This is a genomic window from Clostridium sp. CTA-7, from assembly GCF_054768095.1.
On record NZ_BAAAAV010000011.1, the window covers coordinates 58,603 to 77,940 of the forward strand.

The window sequence follows — 19,338 nt, forward strand, 5'->3', positions numbered from 1 at the left end:
AATTATATACCATGAAAATTATAACACTGATATACTTTCATGTAAACATTTACCATAGTTTCGTTTGAGTAAAAAAACCTATTTAATACTAAATCCAAATGGTGTTATTTGTTTCAATATGGTATCTACACTCTTTATTAACATAGTTTTTAATGTACTTTGTTATTGTGGTGAATTCTTCACGTCCTAAAATATAACAAAATTTCTTCGCAAAAGGAAATAAGAGTCTAAAGGTGAGACGCCTTATCTAAGTAATTCTAATGTTTTATACAAACAAATTGCCTTTTTATATCATAAAAAGGTAGTTTCCAAAGAAACTACCTTTTATCTTAAAAACATAAATATTAAAAACCATCTATCCTTATATTCTAATATAAGTGACAAGCTACAAAATGTCCAACTCCTACTTCCTTCATTTCTGGTTGAACCTCCTTGCACTTTTCTGTCGCATATGGACATCTAGTGTGGAATCTACAACCTGATGGAATATCTATTGGGCTAGGTATATCTCCTTTAATAATTTGTATTTCAGAAGTCCTTGCCTTTTTAGGATCAGCTACTGGTATAGCTGATAAAAGTCCTTTTGTATATGGATGAAGTGGATCTTTATATAAATCATTACTCTCAGATATTTCTACTATTTTCCCTAAATACATTACCCCAATCCTATCTGAAATATGCCTTACCATAGACAAGTCATGGGCTACAAAAAGGTAAGTTAATCCCATTTTTTCTTGTAAATCTTCTAACATATTTATTACTTGAGCTTGTATTGATACATCTAATGCTGAAATAGGTTCATCACATAATATAAAATCTGGCTCTGTTGATATTGCTCTTGCAATTCCTATTCTCTGACATTGTCCACCACTAAACTCATATGGGAATTTTTCCATATCAGATTTTTTTAGACCAACCATTTCAAGTAATTCTTGTATTTTATTATCCCTTTCTTCTTTTGTTAAATTTGTATGCACTGCTAAAGGCTCATCAATTAATTCTTTAACATTCATGTTGGGATTTAATGATGAATATGGGTCTTGAAAAATAGTTTGCATTTTTCTATAAAAACTTTTCATATCTCTTCTATTAAATCTAGCAATATTAGTACCCTCAAAAAATATATCTCCAGATGTTATATCATAAAGTCTAGTAATTGATCTTCCAAGAGTTGATTTTCCACAACCTGATTCTCCAACTAGCCCAAAAGTCTCTCCTTTTTTTATTTCAAAGGAAACTCCATCAACAGCTTTTACAAACTTCTTTTCACCTTTTAAAAACTGATTTTTTACTGGAAAATACTTCTTTAAGTCTCTTACTTCTATTAACACATCATTAGACTTCGTCACTATAACTTCCCTCCTAACTACTTATATTATAAATTTCTCTACTTCGCTAAGAAGCACATAGCTTTATGTGTATTACTGAAATTCTTATATACAGGCATTTCATCAAAACATTTTTTATTTGCAAATTGACATCTTTCTGCAAAGGGACATCCCTTAGGTGGATTTAAAAGAGATGGCGCTGAGCCATTTATTGGCTTAAGTCTTATCTTTTCATCACCTTCGATTTTAGGTATAGAATTTAATAATGCTTTTGTATATGGATGTTTAGCATCATAGAATATTTCATCTATAAGTCCTTCCTCCATTATTAGTCCTCCATACATAACCTCGACTCTATTACATAGACTAGCCACTACTCCAAGGTCATGAGTTATAAGAATAATAGACATATTATTCGTTTCTTTCAAGGATCTTAACAGGTCTAAAATTTGTGCTTGTATTGTGACGTCAAGAGCCGTTGTTGGTTCATCTGCAATTAAAAGCTTTGGGCTACATGCAAGAGCCATAGCTATTAGCACTCTTTGCCTCATTCCACCACTAAATTCATGAGGATATTGATCAATTCTCTTCTCTGGCATAGGTATTCCTACCTCACGTAAAACCTCTATTGCCATTTTTCTTGCTTCCTTCTTATTTATCCCCTTATGTCTAACTAGTACTTCTACTATATGATCTCCTATTTTTTTTAATGGATTTAATGCAGTCATAGGGTTTTGAAATATCATAGCAATTTCTTTCCCTTTAATACCTTTTTCTTCCTTTGAATCTGATTTTAAAATATCTTTGCCATCAAAATAAACTTCTCCGGAATCTATCTTCGCATTTTTGGGAAGTATTTGCATTACCGATCTCATAAGTACACTTTTTCCACTACCAGATTCTCCAACAATTCCAAGTATATCACCAGAATTAACATGGAAGCTAACCCCTCTTACAGCTTCTATTTTATTGTTTTTACTGTAAAAATTTGTTTTAAGATTATTAACTTTAAGAAGTGTTTCATCTTTCATACTTATCTTTCACCCCCTGAAACTTTAGGTTCAACAAATACTCTTAAGACATTACCTAATTTATTAAATGAGTATATTGTTAATACTATTAATAATCCTGGTAATATGGCCATATAAGGAGCACTTTGTAAGTTTGTTTGAGCATTTTGAAGTAGGCTTCCCCAAGAAGACATAGGTTGCTGAATTCCAAGTCCTAGGAAACTTAATGAGGATTCCGTCATTATTGCACTAGCAATACTTGATGTTGAAGCTATTATTATAGTAGGAAATACACTAGAAATTATATGCTTAAATATTATTTTATTAGATGATTCCCCTATAGAAATTGCATAAAGAACATACTCTCTCTCCTTTATTGAAAGTGTTTCTGCACGAACTAACCTTGCAGTTTCCATCCAAGAAAATAAGCCTATTACAATTATTATTGCTTGAAGCCCTGGCTTTAAAAATATGCTTATTACAGTTACTAATATCATCCATGGAATAGATGATATTAAATCAACAAATCTCATAAGAATACTATCTATCTTTCCACCAAAATATCCACTTATAGTACCAACAGCTACCCCTATGCTAGTAGAAATAATCATAGCAAGGACTCCAACTGTAAGAGATACTCTTCCTCCATATACAGTTCTTACAAAATAATCCCTTCCTAACTCATCTGTACCGAATAAATGAGTTAAACTAGGGGATTGCAGTATATTTGATGTATTTGTAACATCAGGATCTATAGGTATTACAAATGCAAATGTTGAAATAACTACTATAAATATTAGAAATCCTATTGAAATTAAAGTACTCTTATTTCCTTTAAGTTCATCCTTAACATTTTTTATTCTTCTACTATTCATATTTCTTACCCCATTTCCTTTATTCTAGGGTCAATCAGAGAATATAGTATATCGGATAATAAGTTACCTATTATAACTAAAGAAGATGATAATAGTAAAATTGCCATGATAACTGGATAATCTAAGGCACGAACAGCATTTACAAAATATGGCCCAACTCCTGGCCATCCAAATACTGTTTCTGTTATCATTGCTCCTGTAATTAACATAGGTAATGCCATACCACTCTTTGTGACTATAGGTAAAAGTACATTTTTACATACATGGTTAAAAAGTATTTCTCTTTTACTTGCTCCAAAAGCATTTTGTACAATTACATATTCTTCTGAAATTTGTCCTATAGTTGATGATCTTACATATCTTATTAAGTCTGGTAGATATGCAATAACTAAAACAGTGCTTGGCATTATAAAATGTAGTAAGAAATCTGAAATTGAGCCTTTTACCCCTATGGTGTTCATCCCTAATATAGGAAGAATACCAAACTTATATCCAAATACAAATATCATAATCATTGCAAACCAAAAACTAGGTATAGCTATACCTATTGAGCAAAAACCATCTACTAATTTATCTACTAATTTATCTTTATTTGAACCTGATATTAAACCAAGAACTATTGATATTACAATGGCAATTAAATAAGATGGTAATACTAAAGCAATAGTTGCTGGTATTCTTGCAACCAAATCATTTGAAATACTTTCATGAGTTATTATTGAATATCCAAACTGTCCACTCAATACTCCTTTAAGCCATAAAAAATATTGAACATACACTGGTTTGTCAAATCCGTATTTAGCCTTTATAAGGTCTACTGTTTCTTGTGGCATCTTTGGCGTAATCATTGTATCAATTGCATTATATGGGGCTAACTGAATTAAAACAAAACATATTATAGAAATTAATAATACCAATGGAATCGCTTGAAGGATTCTTTTTACTATATATTTTGCCACTTACTCTCACTTCCTTAATAAAAAATTATATATTGGGAATAAGATCTTATTCCCAATATACTAAAATTCAAATTTATTATTTAAAATATAATTTAGACATATCTTCAAAAGTATAAACTGGAACTAACTTAGCCTCTTCTACTCCACCTAAGTTAGAACTCATAACTACAATTCTCTTATTTTCAAGTATTGGATAAAAATACGCATTATCTTGAAGTTTCTTTTGAACATTATTGTATATTTCTTTTCTCTTCGCCTCGTCAGTTTCTACTCTTCCAGCATTAAATAAATCATCAATTTCTTTATCTCCAAAGTGACTATAATTAGATGGGCTATCTGATGTAAATAATGAATTAAATGTATCAGGATCTATTCCCATAATATATCCACCTAGGAACATATCATAATCAGGATCTTTATTTTTCATTTGTTGACTTATTGCTGTTGACTCACCTGCAGCTAGTTCAACATTTATTCCTACAGCTTTAAGATTTTGTTGAATTATAGCAGCTTCTTTTTGGGAAGGCACATCATTTGAAGAATAGCCAAGTTTAAGTGTAAGCCCAGAAACTCCAGCCTTTTCTAAAAGTTCTTTAGATTTATTTTGGTTAAAATCATACTTTTCAACATTATCTGTATGGAATGGATTTTCATTTGGAAGGAATGTATAAGCTTCAGCAGCATACTCTTCTGATCCAAAAGCAGCATTAATTAAATCTTTTCTATTTAATCCATATAATATTGCTTGTCTCACATTAGCATCCTTAAGTTTTTTTGAATTAGAATTAAGAACTAGGTAACCCACTCTACCTTCATCATATTTGTAAGTGGTTAAGCTATTATTCTTTTCTAAATCGGATAAATCGCTTGATTGAACAGATAATGCATTAATTTCTCCTTTTTGAAGAGAAAGTTTAGCTGTATTAGCATCTGGTATTACTCTAAAAATAACATTTTTAATATTTGGCTCTCCTAAGAAATAATCATCATTTTTTGTGAACTTTACATATTGACCAGCCTTGTATTCTTCTAACTTGTATGGTCCAGTACCTACTGGTGTTGCATTTTTAGGACTATTTTCAAAATTAGTCTCATCCTTATAGATATGCTCTGGCATTATAAAGATGTTAGCTAAAAGCTCAATTCCAGGTGCACTAACTTCTGGAAGTGTAAAGTCAACTGTATAATCATCTACCTTTGTAACCTTTACTGGCTCTCCATTAAATATTAATTGGCTATATGCCCAACCAGCATTTTTTTCTTTTAACATTTCATTATAGGTGAAAACTACATCGTCTGCAGTAAAATCTTCTCCATCACTCCACTTGACATCTTGTCTAAGTTTTGCTGTATAAGTTAATTTATCTTCTGATTGTGTCATACTTTCTGCAAGAAAATAATTAATTCCATCTGCATTATACATATATAACGGTGAATACAATGCCTTTATTGTCATTAATCCAAAACGATCACTTGTTGTTATTACATTTACAGAATTACCTGGATCACCTGGTATTCCATATACAAAAGTATCTGATTTAGCTGCAGCTCCATTTTCATTTGAGCTTGTCCCTTTATTTGTTCCGCATCCTGTCAATATCATTGTTGCGGTTATTATTCCTGTTAATATTTTTGATAGTTTTTTGAATTTCATTTTAATCCCCCTTAAGATTAATTTATATTTATAAGAATTAGAGCCTTTGTTCTTCAAACTCCGGATTTTGAAAAACAAAAAAACTCCGCCTCTATTTTCAGAGGCGAAGCTTTAACTTCGCGGTTCCACTCTGATTTTTATGCAATTGCATAAAATCTCATCAATTCGGTACAAACATACCTCAACGCTTTAACGGGCGTTCCCGCTGAAGTCTACTATTATTTCGATTCAGGGCTCAAAGATGCACTTCAATTAAGTTCCACCTAAAATCTCTTTCAGCCTAGGAGATTTCTCTCTGTAAATTTTCCTTAACTTACTCTTCTTGTCATAGCCGTTAATTCCTATCGGATTAGTGTATATTATATACTCATTATATGCACATTTTTTTTATTTGTCAACGCTTTTTCTATGACTTCACTTTAATTTATTATATTTTAAATATTTCTAGATTGATACTTAGGCTGCAAAATAATTTTGCCTCTTTCATTATTTAATAATTAATAAATAAAACTCACCTAAAAGAGTTTTACTCTTCTAAGTGAGTTATTTTATTAATATTCAATAAATATGTCAATCTATTATACTATTCATACATATCCTCTTAGATTATATACCTTTAACAATGTAACTTTATAAAAAATATGCTAAAACTTTATTCTATACCACATGCTTCTTTTAATTCTTCAACTGTCCCGTGCTTCTTACCATTTAAGTCAGATAACCATTTATTCTCATTATTACGATCTATTGACTTAGCATTATTGAAGTTTTCAGGATTAGTAATTCTAGTAGCGACAGCTCTTGTTATAGTAGAAACTCTACACTTAGCTATTCCATACCCAGCATTTATATCCGGCTTAGACCCATTAGATGACCAATAATATACAATATCATCGCGATTTCCATTCTTATCGTAAGAAACAGTTTTATCTAGGAATAATACCAGATGTCCACGTTCGTCACCCTCACTATTATTATCATCACACCCAATACCATCATTCCAGAAAATTTTTAAAAAATCAAATCTTTCTACTTGGCTCCATGCATTATAATAATCCTTCTCTTTACTATACTCACTTCGAGAACCAATATAATAATTTTTACCTGCATCTAACTCATTAACCAATACAGCTATACCAGGCCCATTTGCATTAGCTCTCCCCCAGCAACCAAACCCATCATCCTGCCTTGCTTGAATTACATTGCCAGAATCATCTTTCTCATCAAGTGTATATGGTTTTAAATTTATCCATGCCTCTTTAGAAATAACATTCTCTTTTTGAGATTCATTCCATATTGATAGACTTTTTAATAACAACATATAAATAGCTGATGAACAAAATGAAGGCCTTGCCTCATCAACATCAATAATAGGAGTATTTGATTTAGAATCTAACTTATATGCTTTATCCATTCCTTCCCAAGCATTTTGTTTAAAACCTTCTAGATGTTTGAAACCAGTATAGTAACCTCCTTTATCATCAAATAATTCCATTGATTTTAAAGTAGCATCACTCCATGTTGATTTCTTCTTTGCTTTAATAGAAGAATCATATCCAATTAATGAGAACGATAGGCATATAATAACTCCAATTGAAAAATATTTTAAATATCTTTTCATTTTTCCAACCCCTTTTAATTCTTAATTAAAATAAAAATACCCCCCTTTATTTTATTATACATTTTTTATTTATTTTGTAAATATATTCCATAAATATAACTGATATTTGTAATTTTATTTCATGAATCTCTTTAGAGTTTTTAACAGATGAATTAAACTAATTTTTGAAGTGTTAATATAATCGTTCATGATTTTTTATGGTTGATGTACATTATTGATTTTCTAAGAGTATATCTCGTGTAGTTACTACAAATCTCTATAGAGTAACTACAAGAAAGCACCTGATAAATGAGCATAATTCTTGATTTTGCTGCAAAACATAAAACGGTAGCTTTAATTTTTCAAAAGCTACCATTATCAGGTTAATTTTCATTTTCACTAGCTTCTTTTATCAGCCTTATAATAACAATGTAATCTTCTATGCTGATTAACCTTCCCAGTTTCTCCCCCAAATTGTATCTAACTTTTTTCTAAGAGTTTATCTCGTGTAGTTACTACAAATCTCTATAGAGTAACTACAAAAAAGTCCCTCAAATGTAAAGTCTGAGGGACATACAACACTTTTCAATATTTAATTGAAAATCTTCAAGACCTTTAAAATGAGACTATCTCTTTACTCAAATGAATATTTTTGAACTAACATCATAATTCATTTTCATAATACAATTGTCCACAAGCAGCACTAATTTCGGAACCAAATTGTGTTCTAACAGTTACACTAATACCAGCTTTATTTAGTGTACTATAAAATTGCTTGATAGCACTTGAAGATTGAAATTTAAAAGTTGTTTTATCCGTAGAATTATAAGGTATCAAATCAATGTGATATAAATGCTCCCATGAACCACGATTTTTCAATAAACCTACAACTGCCTCTGCATGTTCTTTTGAATCATTAATTCCTTCAATCATAATATAAGCAATAAACACTCGTCGTCCCGTATGAATGATATGTTCATCTAATGTTTTCATTACCTCATTCAATGGAAATCTTTTATTTATAGGCATTAAATCGCTTCGTTGGCTTTCAAATGGTGAATGCAGTGAAAAAGCCAGATTCACTTGTGGAAATTCTTTGGTCAATCTTTGAATTCCTGGTATAATGCCAATTGTTGAAATAGTAATTCTTCGTTGACTTAACCCGAATAAATTTTGATCAGTTAAAATTTTTACTGCATCAAATAACTCCGGATTTGCAAAAGCCTCACCCATTCCCATAAATGAAATACTATTCAATCTATGGTCATTAAAATAAAAATAAAGTAATTGGTCAGTTATCTCATCAGCAGTAAGATTGCGTTTAAATCCAGCACTTCCCGTTGCACAAAAACGACATCCAAAACTACAACCACATTGGGAAGAAATACAAAATGATTTCCACCCCTGTTTATACTTTAGTCCAACAGCTTCTATTCTTTCTTCATCAGCCAATTCAAATAACAATTTTTGAGCTTGTTTAGAATCTTGTGAAAAAACAGGTGTTACACTAGATACATTATTCCCAAACTCATTTACTAAAGCTATCCTTAACACTTTTGGTAGTATATGCATATCATCAAAATTATCTATTCTTTGATGAAAAATAGCTTTTGTAAGCTGCTCGTATCTATAATCAGGTAATTTTAGATTTGATACTATTTGTTTCATTTTTTCATATTTTGTTTTTGTCTGTTTCATGTAGGCTTCCCCCTCACTATTAATAGTTAGGAAGCAAAGCCAGTATAATTAGCGACTTATACTACTCCATGCAAGCGTCGCCCAAAATATCTGGCTTTGCATGAAGCCTATTGTGTGTTACTTTTATATTCTCATTAAACATATTAATTGCCATTTCTACCTTTACAAGTTTATTGATTTTGTTGCAACATTTTCACAAAATGCACTATCATGCTCAACAAACAAAATTGTAGCTTCATGCTCAATTAACAATTTCTCAATCTGCATACGAGAAATGACGTCAATAAAATTCAATGGTTCATCCCAAATATACAAATGTGCCCGCTCACATAAACTTCCGGCAAGCAATACCTTCTTCTTCTGTCCTCCACTAAAATCCTCGATATTCTTTTCAAACTGTTCTCTTGAAAAATTAAGTTTTCTAAGCATCGATTTAAATAAACTCTCATCAATACAGTGTTTATCTGCATACTCAGATAAGTTCCCATACAAATCTGAAGTATCTTGTGAAACATACGAAATGATTAACTTATTATTCTTTCTTACAATTCCACTATGGGGGATGTCTTCTCCATAAATTAATTTCAATATACTTGATTTTCCGCTGCCATTCTTTCCCTTAATAGCAATTTTTTCCCCTTGTTCTATAGTGAAGCTTATCCCTTCACAGACAATTCTATAATCATATTCAATTGCAACATCTGTAAGTTCTACAAGCTTTTTATCATGAAAGGTAAGCGGTACTATTTTTAAACTTTCATTAGATTCAATATTTTTAAGAAGCTTTGATTTTTCCTCAATCATGTTTTGTTGTCTAGCTTCTATATTTTTAGCACGCTTCATCATTTTTGCAGCCTTATGTCCAACATATCCCTTATCTAATTTACTCCCGGAATTAGTAGTTCCATACTTGCTACTTTCAACATTATCTGACCACGTAGATGTACGTTTTGCCGAGCTAGAAAGTCTGTTAATATCCTTTTTCAACTTTTCATTTTCTGCTAGTTCAAAACCATCTTGTAATTCTTTGTTTCTACACCATGAAGAAAAGTTTCCTTTTTGTATTTCAATATTAGTTTTATTAATAGACAAGATATGGTCAACACAATTATCCAAAAAAGACCTATCATGTGAAATCAAAATGAATCCTTTCTTTTTTTTCAAGTAATTACTTAGTTTTTTCCTAGCTTCAGCATCCAAATGGTTGGTAGGTTCATCAATAAGCAAGAAGGAGCTCTCCTTCAAAAACATAGCAGCCAACAGTGCTTTGGTCTGCTCTCCTTTAGATAGTGTATAAAACTCTCTATATAAAGCATCGTAGTCCATATCTAACAAAGATAATTCTTTTACTATTTCCCAATCCATTGAATTTGGACTAATCTCCCTTATGACATCTATGGTGAAATTGCTTTGCTCCTGCACCTCATAAGGAAAATATTCAAAAGTCACATCAGCTGAAATGTTTCCATTATATTCGCATTCCCCAAGCAAAAGCTTTAGAAAAGTGGTCTTTCCCCTTCCGTTTCTTCCAGTAAAGCCCAACTTCCAATCGGTATCAATTTGAAAACTTATATTTTCAAAAATATTATCATAGCTACCTTCATAAGCAAAGGTTAGATTTGTAACATTTATTAAAGACATATTTTTGTCCTCCTCTGTATTTAATAGTATAAATAACAAAGTCGGAACAATAGGCGACCTTGTTATTACTCCATATAAGTGTCGCCTGCAGTATCCGACTCTATATGGAGATTATCATGCGTTAGCAAAGTGTCTTTATTTATCATAATATTATTTATCCTCCTTATTCGAATTATTTATAAAAAATTAAGAGCCGCAAGAATTAATTATTCTTACAGCTCATAGATATACGTAGTTAAGCTAATGGTTATAGCATAACACAAGTGTATATATCAAGAGAAAAAAAGAATAACCTTCTTGCATAAGTACAACAAAACAAACAGAATACACCTGTTTATCTTTGTATTAAATGTACGTTAAAAATTAGCAAGAAAAATTAATCATTTTTTCACCTCAAATTTCAATTTTTTCATCATTATACTATTGTGCATCTGAAAAGTCAATAAATAGTGGATCAAGAAAATCTATTTCTTCTCTAGTTTCATTAGTATAGTTAACACCTATTGCTTGATGTTCACAGAATAATTTGAAACAGTTTTTCCTGAAAGATCTTTATAATAGAAATTAATATTTGTGCTATCACTGCTATTTATTAAATTTATAAGCAATCCATATGCTCCATTATTTCCTTCCTTCATTGATCCCATATTTGCATATGTAAAATTAATAGGAACTGCTGAAGAAGACTTGGAGCATTGTATGGTATCCCCCTTCACTTTAACTGTACCATAATTTGTATCATTTTGAGAATGATTATGTCCCCAAAGGAATATTACGTTTCCATAATTATTAAGAAGAGAAAGGAGTTCTTCTGAATTTCCAATTGTTCTCTTCCCAAAATAATGAATAGGGCAATGAGAAACAACCAAAACTGGCTTCGATGAATTTATGTCATTCAAAGAAGATTTAAGATTCTCCATATCGTCAGTTGTAAAAGACTTACTTGATGAATCCATTACATATATAGCATAATTGCTATTGTTAACAACTAATCCTGAATCATATTTTCCTCCTTTCCCCTTATCATGGTTACCTTTTGCTAATATGGATGAAGTTCCGCTAAATTGGCTCTTCACATCAGAGACATATGATTCTGCATCATCTTGACCTACGTAATCACCACCAAAAATCATGTAATCCATCGATGTTGTAGTACTTTTCAAATTAGATAGCCATTGTGTCAAATTAGAAATACTATGGTGGAGATCTGAAGTAACTCCAATATATGTAGTATCCTTTACAGTTTCTGAATAAACTGTTGGCGCATAAGAGCTAACCAGTAACGTTAATATAATAAAAAATAATAGTTTGTTAAATTTTTTCATTTTCATGTAATCTTATGCTCCTTTCTATTGTTTTAATATATATTTTCCATGGCTTAACATAAAATATTTGTTAAATAATGCTCTATGCCTATTTATAGTATTAATAAAAAAACAAACATTATACTTGAATTTTATATTTATAAAACATGAGAAAAGACGATTACTACTTTCAGTTGTATATTCATGCGTTCAAACATTTTTTTTATAATTTGGATATTATCCTCGAGATTGTACATAATTGCTATATTTATAATTTAATAATTTTTATTTATTCAAATATTAATAAATTTTATTTAATATCCGTATACTATTTTATGCTCTTATTTCTCCCTGTTTGTTTAGCTTCATACAGTTTTTTATCAGCATAATTTATCGCGCTTTTTATATTTATATCAAAGTTATCTTCATCTAATGTATATATACCAAAACTTGACGTAATATTAATCTTGTTATCTTCACATTCAAAAACTTTTTCTTCGACTTTTTTCCTTATCTTTTCTGATATTTCAAAAGCAGTATTACTGTCTGTGTTGTCTAAAACAATAATAAATTCCTCTCCTCCATACCTTGCCACCCAATCACTATCTTTTCTTATTGAATTCTTAATTAATGAAGCAAATTCAAGCAATATATAATCCCCAGCTAAATGTCCATAGTTACTATTTATAGATTTAAAAAAATCTATATCTGCAATTATAATTGATAGTGGAGATTTTTGAGATGCACTTTTTAAAATATCTATTGGCAACCTTTCATCAATAAAACGTCTATTATATATTCCTGTTAATTCATCTTTGATAATCTTATCATTCATTCCATTTATATAAAGCTGAATTTCCTCACTTGTTTTCTCACAAAAATTTTCTATAATACCTGTATTTGTTACATCCTTTAACATTTCAAAAACATATTTCTTATTTTCCATAATTATAGGTGATGCCATTATCATATAAATTTTTTCTTTGTTATATTCAATTTTTACAAAAGTATCAGCTTCATTATATGCCCTCATAGATATACAATTAGAGCAATATTCTTCAGATTTCCAAAAATCATAGCAACTATTATTTAAAATTTTAATTTTACTTTTATCATAATGTACCGTTTTTTTCGTTAATGGGTCTACTATCCTTATAACATCATATAAATTCTCCAATATTGACAAATTGTCAGTTAAAGCATTTAAATATTTGTCCATTTTAACTCCTCCAATTTATCTTCAAGAATATTAAAACTTCTTCTGATTTCCAATAATAATATAGAGTAGATACTTTAATGTTTGCTTATTCATATCTTTTATTTGCAATCATCTAAAAAAATTTTGCTTTATTTTTTCATTTTACTTAATTTTAGTGCCATTATGTTATCCTTTAATGGACCATTCCTTACTCTCGTTTTTTATTCTGAAGATATTCTAATATAATTTTGTTCATCATTTCACTTATTTCTTTCAGTTGCTTTCTATCTTTTTCATTTAAAATGTTTATATTTTAAATAACTTAACATGCTAGTTAATATCTAGTTTATTGAATGTATACTAGTGTCATTCCACCGTAAGAACTTTTTATAATTAAGTTTATTCTAGCATTTGTGAGTGAAGCCAACAAGTCAACATCTCATTAACTTTAACTTTAGTTGTATAATTTACTTATGCAAGTTTGTCTTATAGCCCTGCTCAGCTTTATGCAGTATAGTCCGATTTCTTCAAATTACTATTATTTATTTCACTAGTTATATTCTTCTCTTTTGTTTGTAACTTCGTCTTATAGACGTTTCACAACAGAAAAGAATTGCTTATTTCAGCAATTCCTTTCTGCTCTCCATCTTTATTTTTAGGAAAGCAAAGGCATAAAAAATAATTTATAATATAGTAAGAGTTATACAGTATATTATTTTACTTATTTCATTTTTCATCTGTACTATTATAAAAATAAATCAAAAAATATCTATATGATTATTGGAAGAGTGTAAATTAAATTAATTGATATATAAATAAAGGTAATAATATATCCAATGCCTCTACTTTTATCAAATAAGTTAAAACCAATTACATCATTATGAAGAATTTAATTAAATTGGGAGGAATCAGATGGAGATAGGTACACTATTAGAAGAACTTATTAATATAGCACAAATATCTAAAACAGATTTTGCTATTAGTATGAATATGACACCAAGTGGATTAAGCAAAATCCTAACTGGAAGAAGACTGCCTCTTTTCAGAGAAAAAAGACTTATAGATTTTCTTATATTCTTCTGATACAGAAGTAATCCACAAGCCTAAATATTTTATAAATTCATCACTTTATCTTAAATCACCTAAATAATAGTTAATTTAAATTAGAAGTTGATGTACATCATTGATTTTCTAAGAGTATATCTCGTGTAGTTACTACAAATCTCTATAGAGTAACCACAAGAAAGCACTTGATAAATGAGCGCAATTCTTGATTTTGTTGCAAAACATAAAACGGTAGCTTTAATTTTTCAAAAGCTACCGTTAGCAGGTTAATTTTCATTTTTGCATGAAGAATCTCTACCATATCTATGCAAAGTTAGACCATAAAATCCCCTAATTAACGCCCTAACTCTCTAACTTGAAATAAATGAGCAGTACTTTATATAGTCTTTTTTAGTAATCTAATTTATTAGAAAACCCACACTATTGTTATTAAGTTGATATAATTTATTTTCCATCTTGACCATAACGCGTCATCATTATCACCGTCTCCACATGTGATGTATGTGGAAACATATCAACAGGCTGAACTATTTCAGTCCTATATCCTTTTTCTTCCAATATCTTTAAGTCCCTTGCTAAAGTACTTGGATCACAAGAAACATATACAACTTTTTTAGGCATTGCTTTTCCTATTGCTTCTAATAGTTTTATATCGCATCCTTTTCTTGGTGGATCAACAACTATAACTTCTGGATTAATTCCTTTTTCCATTAGCTCTGGTATTATTTCTTCTGATTTTCCAACAAAGAATTCTACATTATTGACATTATTAATACTAGCATTCTCATTTGCATTATCTATAGCTGCTTTTATTATCTCAACTCCATATACTTTTTTAGCTTTTTGAGAAAGAAATAGTGTTATTGTTCCAGTCCCGCAATATGCATCAAATACAGTTTCTTCTCCTGTTAAATTTGCGTATTCTAAAGCTTTTGAGTATAAAATTTCTGTTTGAACAGGATTAACTTGGAAGAATGAAAGTGGAGATATATTAAATTTAAAATCTCCTATGTAATCTGTTATTGTACCTTCTCCCCATAAGGTTATACACTTTTCTCCTAATATTACATTAGTTTCTTTATCATTTATATTTTGTATTATGCTTTTTATTCCATCAACCTCATTTTTTATTGTATTTATAAATTCTTCTATATGAGGAACTTCTTTTTTTAATGTAACTAATACAACCATAACTTCATTTGTCTTAAATCCCCTACGTATCATTATATGTCTAACTATACCATTAGGATTAAATTTACCCTCTATAGTTGCTGGTTGTATTTTATATTTTTCTATCCATAACCTTGTTAATTCCGCTACTTTATCTGCTACTTTATCTTGAATTAAGCAAGTATTTAAATCTATAATATCGTGACTTCTTGGTGCATAAAAACCTATTGCAAGCTTACCTTTTACTAAGCCAACTGGTAGTTGAACTTTATTTCTATATCTTTCTGGTTCTTCCATTCCTAATGGATATTTTACTATATCCTTTGATAATCCACCTATTTTATAAATACAATCTTTAACTCTTTCCCATTTATAATCTAGTTGTTTTTTATAATTCATATGTTGAACAGAGCAACCCCCACATCTTTTATAATTTCTACATTTTGGCTCTATTCTATCTTTTGAAGCTTCTAAAACTTCTAATAACTTTCCATAGGCAAAATTCTTTTTGACTTTTATTATTAATACCCTTACTTTTTCTCCATATATGGCTCCTTCTATAAATATAGGATATCCATCTATCTTTGCTATACCTTCACCTTCGTAACCTACTCCTACTATATCTAAGATATATTCATTATTTTTTTCTACCAAAATAATCACCTCTTAAAATCTTATCTATCTATATGAAATCTTATATACTCTCTAAAGTTTCATCTTATAATAGCATAAAAATATATAAAACAAAAGGTGCATATTAATAAGACACTTACCTTATTAATGCACACAATATATAATGCCTATAAATTTATTTTAGATAAAAAAAAATGGCATCATAAGATGCCTAACTCAGAATTAGTTGCCATTTAATTCCTTTTTAATATTATTACAATATTCATTTCATAATATACATTATAACTTAAATATTATCAATATAATTATGAACTTTTTGTTAATTATCTATTTTAATACTATTTTATAACATATTTAATTCAAATTTTATACTAAATATCAACTTTTTTCTTTATAATTGATAATAATTTTCTTTTGACTAAACATTTTTCAAATTTTAATTTCTTAATACATAAAAAAACTCTATGCTAATAGTTTATAACAAAACTATTAGCATAGAGGCTTATTTCTTAAATTAATTATTGTGTTAATAAGTAAGTTTTACTTAAGTTGAAAAGTAAAATTATACTTCTATTTTTTATTCAACTACGCTTATCTTTAATAAGTTAGTAGTTCCTACCTTATGAACTGGAACTCCAGCTGCTATAACAACTGTATCTCCTACATTAACGAAACCATTAGCTTGTGCTGCCTTAACTGATTCTTCCATCATTTCGTCAGTTGACTCCACTTTTCCTGCAACAACTGGGTAAACTCCGAAACATAATGATAACTTCTTAGCAACTTTTTCATCTGGAGTTACTGCAACTATTGGACAATCTGGTCTGCATTGTGATAATCTTCTAGCAGTTGCACCACTTTGAGTTGATGAAATAATAGCTGAAGCTTTTAATTCATTTGCAGCATTTGCAGCAGCTCTTGAAATAACTCCTGCTATAGCTGGAATATGCTTCTTAGCTTTTGAAACTGCAACTTCATAGCTTAATTGCTTTTCAGCTTCTACAGCTATTTTAGACATAGTTTGAACAGCTTCTACTGGCCAATCTCCATTTGCTGATTCTCCAGATAACATTATAGCATCTGTTCCATCGTATATAGCATTAGCAACGTCAGATACTTCTGCTCTTGTAGGTCTTGGATTTCTTATCATAGAATCTAACATTTGAGTAGCTGTTATAACTGGTTTACCTACATGGTTACATTTTTCAATTATCATTTTTTGAACAGCTGGTAATTTTTCCATTGGTATTTCAACACCTAGATCTCCTCTAGCTACCATTATACCATCTGAAGCCTCTAATATAGAATCTATATTATCAACACCTTCTTGATTTTCTATCTTTGAGAATATTTGAATATGCTCTCCACCATTTTCAACTAATATTGCTCTAATAGCTTCAACGTCTGATGCTTTTCTTATGAATGATGCAGCAACTAAGTTAACTCCAATTTCACAACCAAACTTTAAATCTGCTATATCTTTTTCTGTTAATGCTGGTAATTTAATTGAAACTCCAGGAACATTAACTCCTTTATGAGTACCTACAAATCCTGTATTTTTAACTTTACAATTAACTTTGTTACCTTCTACAGATTGAACTTCTAATCCTACTAAACCATCATCTATTAATATAATATTACCAGGCTTAACATCGTTAGCTAATCCTTCATATGTTACTGTACATTGTGTTGTATCTCCAACTACATCTCCACCTGCATATATTACAAAGTCATCACCTGACTTTAACTCTACTTTTTTAGGTTCGAATTTTCCAGTTCTTATTTCTGGTCCCTTAGTATCTAACATTATAGCTATTTCTTTATTATGTTTTTCAGCTAATTCTTTAACCAAATTAATTCTTTGTGCATGTTCCTCATGATCTCCATGTGAGAAATTATGTCTTGATGCATTCATTCCAGCTTCTATTATTTTTGATAATATTTCTGGATTTTCGCTAGCTGGTCCTACAGTACAAATCATCTTAGTTTTTCTCATGTAATAACACTCCTTTAATTTACGCATGTAATTTTTATTGTTAGTTTGATTAAATATTATTAAATCGACTAAATATAGTCATATATAATTTGAGTAATAAAATCAAATATGTATATCCTAAGATGAAATTTCGTTTGCTATATCAAATAATTTTTCATCAAATGTTCTATCTAATGCCAATGCTTCATCTATATCTTGATCAATTATCTCATTATTTTTTATTCCTATTACTCTTGAAGTTTTTCCTTCTAAAAGAACTTCTACAGCCTTAGCTCCCATTTTAGATGCTAAAACTCTATCAGTAGCTGTTGGGCTTCCACCTCTTTGAATATGTCCTAGTATTGTTGCTCTTGTTTCAATTCCTGTAACGCCTTCAACATATTTCGCTAATTCTTGAGCTCCACCTACACCTTCAGCTAATAAAACTAAATTGTGTATTTTCCCCTTTTGTTTTCCTTCTAATATTATTTTGCAAAGTTCTTCTTTTGAAAATCCTTTTTCTGGAGTTATTATATATTCAGCTCCACCTGCTATACCTGCATATAAAGCTAAATCTCCACAGTCTCTTCCCATTACCTCAACTATTGAAACTCTTTCATGAGAAGTTGATGTGTCTCTAATTTTATCTATAGCATCTATTATTGTATTTAAAGCTGTATCAAAACCTATAGTAAAGTCAGTGTAAGTTAAGTCATTATCTATTGTTCCTGGCAAACCTACAGTTTTAACCCCTAACTTTGATAAAAGTTTAGCTCCTGTAAATGAACCATCTCCACCAATTACTACTAATGCATCTACACCATATGCTTTTAATATTTTGGTAGCCTTAACTCTTACCTCTTCTTTTTTAAATTCAACACATCTAGCAGTTCTTAAAATAGTTCCTCCTCTATGGATTATGTCAGATACTGATGATCTATCCATAGTAAATAATTCTCCATTAACTAAACCACTATATCCTCTTTGAACGCCCATTACTTCTATGCCATGATGTAAAGCAGTTCTTACAACGGCTCTTATTGCTGCGTTCATTCCTGGAGCATCTCCACCACTAGTTAAAATAGCTATTTTTTTCATGTTGTTTCCTCCTTAACACCACCGGGACAAAGGTTGTCCCACATTCTGTGGAATTATCCATTTTTTTATTTACTATAATAATTTTTTTGCACTATATTAATTTAAATTTTCTTACTAATTTTTATTACCT

The 19,338-nt window shown here is 29.8% G+C and carries 14 protein-coding genes and 1 other annotated feature; of the genes, 1 reads left to right on the forward strand and 13 read right to left on the reverse strand.

All coding sequences use genetic code 11. From position 1 onward, the window contains the following. Positions 1 to 368 precede the first annotated feature (368 nt). The 10 genes from ACYUEX_RS17190 to ACYUEX_RS17235 all read right to left on the reverse strand — a co-directional run bounded on the left by ACYUEX_RS17190 (position 369) and on the right by ACYUEX_RS17235 (position 13,288). Entirely contained in the window at positions 369 to 1,352 is a 984-nt protein-coding gene (locus tag ACYUEX_RS17190) for an ABC transporter ATP-binding protein (protein ID WP_460289294.1), read from the reverse strand. Positions 1,353 to 1,387: 35 nt separating this feature from the next. Then, on the reverse strand, positions 1,388 to 2,359 hold the full coding sequence (locus ACYUEX_RS17195) for an ABC transporter ATP-binding protein (RefSeq protein WP_460289252.1): 972 nt from the start codon (positions 2,357 to 2,359) through the stop codon (positions 1,388 to 1,390). 2 nt (positions 2,360 to 2,361) lie between these two features. Further along, positions 2,362 to 3,213, reverse strand: a complete 852-nt coding sequence (locus tag ACYUEX_RS17200) for an ABC transporter permease (protein WP_460289253.1) — start codon at positions 3,211 to 3,213, stop codon at positions 2,362 to 2,364. Between the two features lie 5 nt (positions 3,214 to 3,218). Beyond that, complete coding sequence (locus ACYUEX_RS17205; RefSeq protein WP_460289254.1) at positions 3,219 to 4,172, reverse strand: ABC transporter permease; 954 nt, start codon at positions 4,170 to 4,172, stop codon at positions 3,219 to 3,221. A 76-nt stretch (positions 4,173 to 4,248) separates the two neighbouring features. Further along, positions 4,249 to 5,826, reverse strand: coding sequence for an ABC transporter substrate-binding protein (locus ACYUEX_RS17210; protein ID WP_460289255.1), 1,578 nt, complete (start codon positions 5,824 to 5,826; stop codon positions 4,249 to 4,251). A gap of 96 nt (positions 5,827 to 5,922) precedes the next feature. Beyond that, positions 5,923 to 6,164: a binding site (T-box leader), on the reverse strand. 314 nt (positions 6,165 to 6,478) lie between these two features. Further along, entirely contained in the window at positions 6,479 to 7,447 is a 969-nt protein-coding gene (locus ACYUEX_RS17215) for a hypothetical protein (RefSeq protein ID WP_460289256.1), read from the reverse strand. 642 nt (positions 7,448 to 8,089) lie between these two features. Further along, positions 8,090 to 9,124, reverse strand: coding sequence for a Cfr family 23S rRNA (adenine(2503)-C(8))-methyltransferase (locus ACYUEX_RS17220; protein ID WP_460289257.1), 1,035 nt, complete (start codon positions 9,122 to 9,124; stop codon positions 8,090 to 8,092). A gap of 162 nt (positions 9,125 to 9,286) precedes the next feature. Continuing rightward, positions 9,287 to 10,765, reverse strand: a complete 1,479-nt coding sequence (locus ACYUEX_RS17225) for an Lsa family ABC-F type ribosomal protection protein (RefSeq protein ID WP_460289258.1) — start codon at positions 10,763 to 10,765, stop codon at positions 9,287 to 9,289. Positions 10,766 to 11,265: 500 nt separating this feature from the next. Next, positions 11,266 to 12,096 carry a metallophosphoesterase family protein gene (locus tag ACYUEX_RS17230; protein WP_460289259.1) on the reverse strand — a complete coding sequence of 277 codons (831 nt, stop codon included), beginning with the start codon at positions 12,094 to 12,096 and terminating at the stop codon, positions 11,266 to 11,268. Positions 12,097 to 12,397: 301 nt separating this feature from the next. Next, positions 12,398 to 13,288, reverse strand: coding sequence for a GGDEF domain-containing protein (locus tag ACYUEX_RS17235; protein WP_460289260.1), 891 nt, complete (start codon positions 13,286 to 13,288; stop codon positions 12,398 to 12,400). 891 nt (positions 13,289 to 14,179) lie between these two features. Between ACYUEX_RS17235 and ACYUEX_RS17240 the strand changes: the two genes are divergently transcribed. After that, positions 14,180 to 14,350: a hypothetical protein gene (locus ACYUEX_RS17240; RefSeq protein ID WP_460289261.1), complete on the forward strand. Its 171-nt coding sequence runs from the start codon at positions 14,180 to 14,182 to the stop codon at positions 14,348 to 14,350. Between the two features lie 426 nt (positions 14,351 to 14,776). On the opposite strand, the gene rlmD is transcribed toward ACYUEX_RS17240, so the two are convergent. The 3 genes from rlmD to pfkA form a co-directional block, all read right to left on the reverse strand. Next, entirely contained in the window at positions 14,777 to 16,156 is a 1,380-nt protein-coding gene (rlmD, locus tag ACYUEX_RS17245; protein ID WP_460289262.1) for a 23S rRNA (uracil(1939)-C(5))-methyltransferase RlmD, read from the reverse strand. Between the two features lie 556 nt (positions 16,157 to 16,712). Then, entirely contained in the window at positions 16,713 to 18,131 is a 1,419-nt protein-coding gene (pyk, locus tag ACYUEX_RS17250; protein ID WP_460289263.1) for a pyruvate kinase, read from the reverse strand. A 117-nt stretch (positions 18,132 to 18,248) separates the two neighbouring features. Next, a complete protein-coding gene (gene pfkA / locus ACYUEX_RS17255) occupies positions 18,249 to 19,208 on the reverse strand; it encodes a 6-phosphofructokinase (RefSeq protein ID WP_411169110.1) in 960 nt (319 codons plus the stop codon). Between the last annotated feature and the right edge of the window lie 130 nt (positions 19,209 to 19,338).

Excerpts from the sequence above, each read along its gene's own strand:
- ACYUEX_RS17195 (WP_460289252.1), bottom strand. The coding sequence starts at position 2,359 with ATGAAAGATGAAACACTTCTTAAAGTTAATAATCTTAAAACAAATTTT.
- ACYUEX_RS17200 (WP_460289253.1), bottom strand. The coding sequence starts at position 3,213 with ATGAATAGTAGAAGAATAAAAAATGTTAAGGATGAACTTAAAGGAAAT.
- ACYUEX_RS17210 (WP_460289255.1), bottom strand. The coding sequence starts at position 5,826 with ATGAAATTCAAAAAACTATCAAAAATATTAACAGGAATAATAACCGCA.
- ACYUEX_RS17215 (WP_460289256.1), bottom strand. The coding sequence starts at position 7,447 with ATGAAAAGATATTTAAAATATTTTTCAATTGGAGTTATTATATGCCTA.
- ACYUEX_RS17220 (WP_460289257.1), bottom strand. The coding sequence starts at position 9,124 with ATGAAACAGACAAAAACAAAATATGAAAAAATGAAACAAATAGTATCA.
- ACYUEX_RS17225 (WP_460289258.1), bottom strand. The coding sequence starts at position 10,765 with ATGTCTTTAATAAATGTTACAAATCTAACCTTTGCTTATGAAGGTAGC.
- ACYUEX_RS17230 (WP_460289259.1), bottom strand. The coding sequence starts at position 12,096 with ATGAAAATGAAAAAATTTAACAAACTATTATTTTTTATTATATTAACG.
- ACYUEX_RS17235 (WP_460289260.1), bottom strand. The coding sequence starts at position 13,288 with ATGGACAAATATTTAAATGCTTTAACTGACAATTTGTCAATATTGGAG.
- ACYUEX_RS17240 (WP_460289261.1), top strand. The coding sequence starts at position 14,180 with ATGGAGATAGGTACACTATTAGAAGAACTTATTAATATAGCACAAATA.
- pyk (WP_460289263.1), bottom strand. The coding sequence starts at position 18,131 with ATGAGAAAAACTAAGATGATTTGTACTGTAGGACCAGCTAGCGAAAAT.
- pfkA (WP_411169110.1), bottom strand. The coding sequence starts at position 19,208 with ATGAAAAAAATAGCTATTTTAACTAGTGGTGGAGATGCTCCAGGAATG.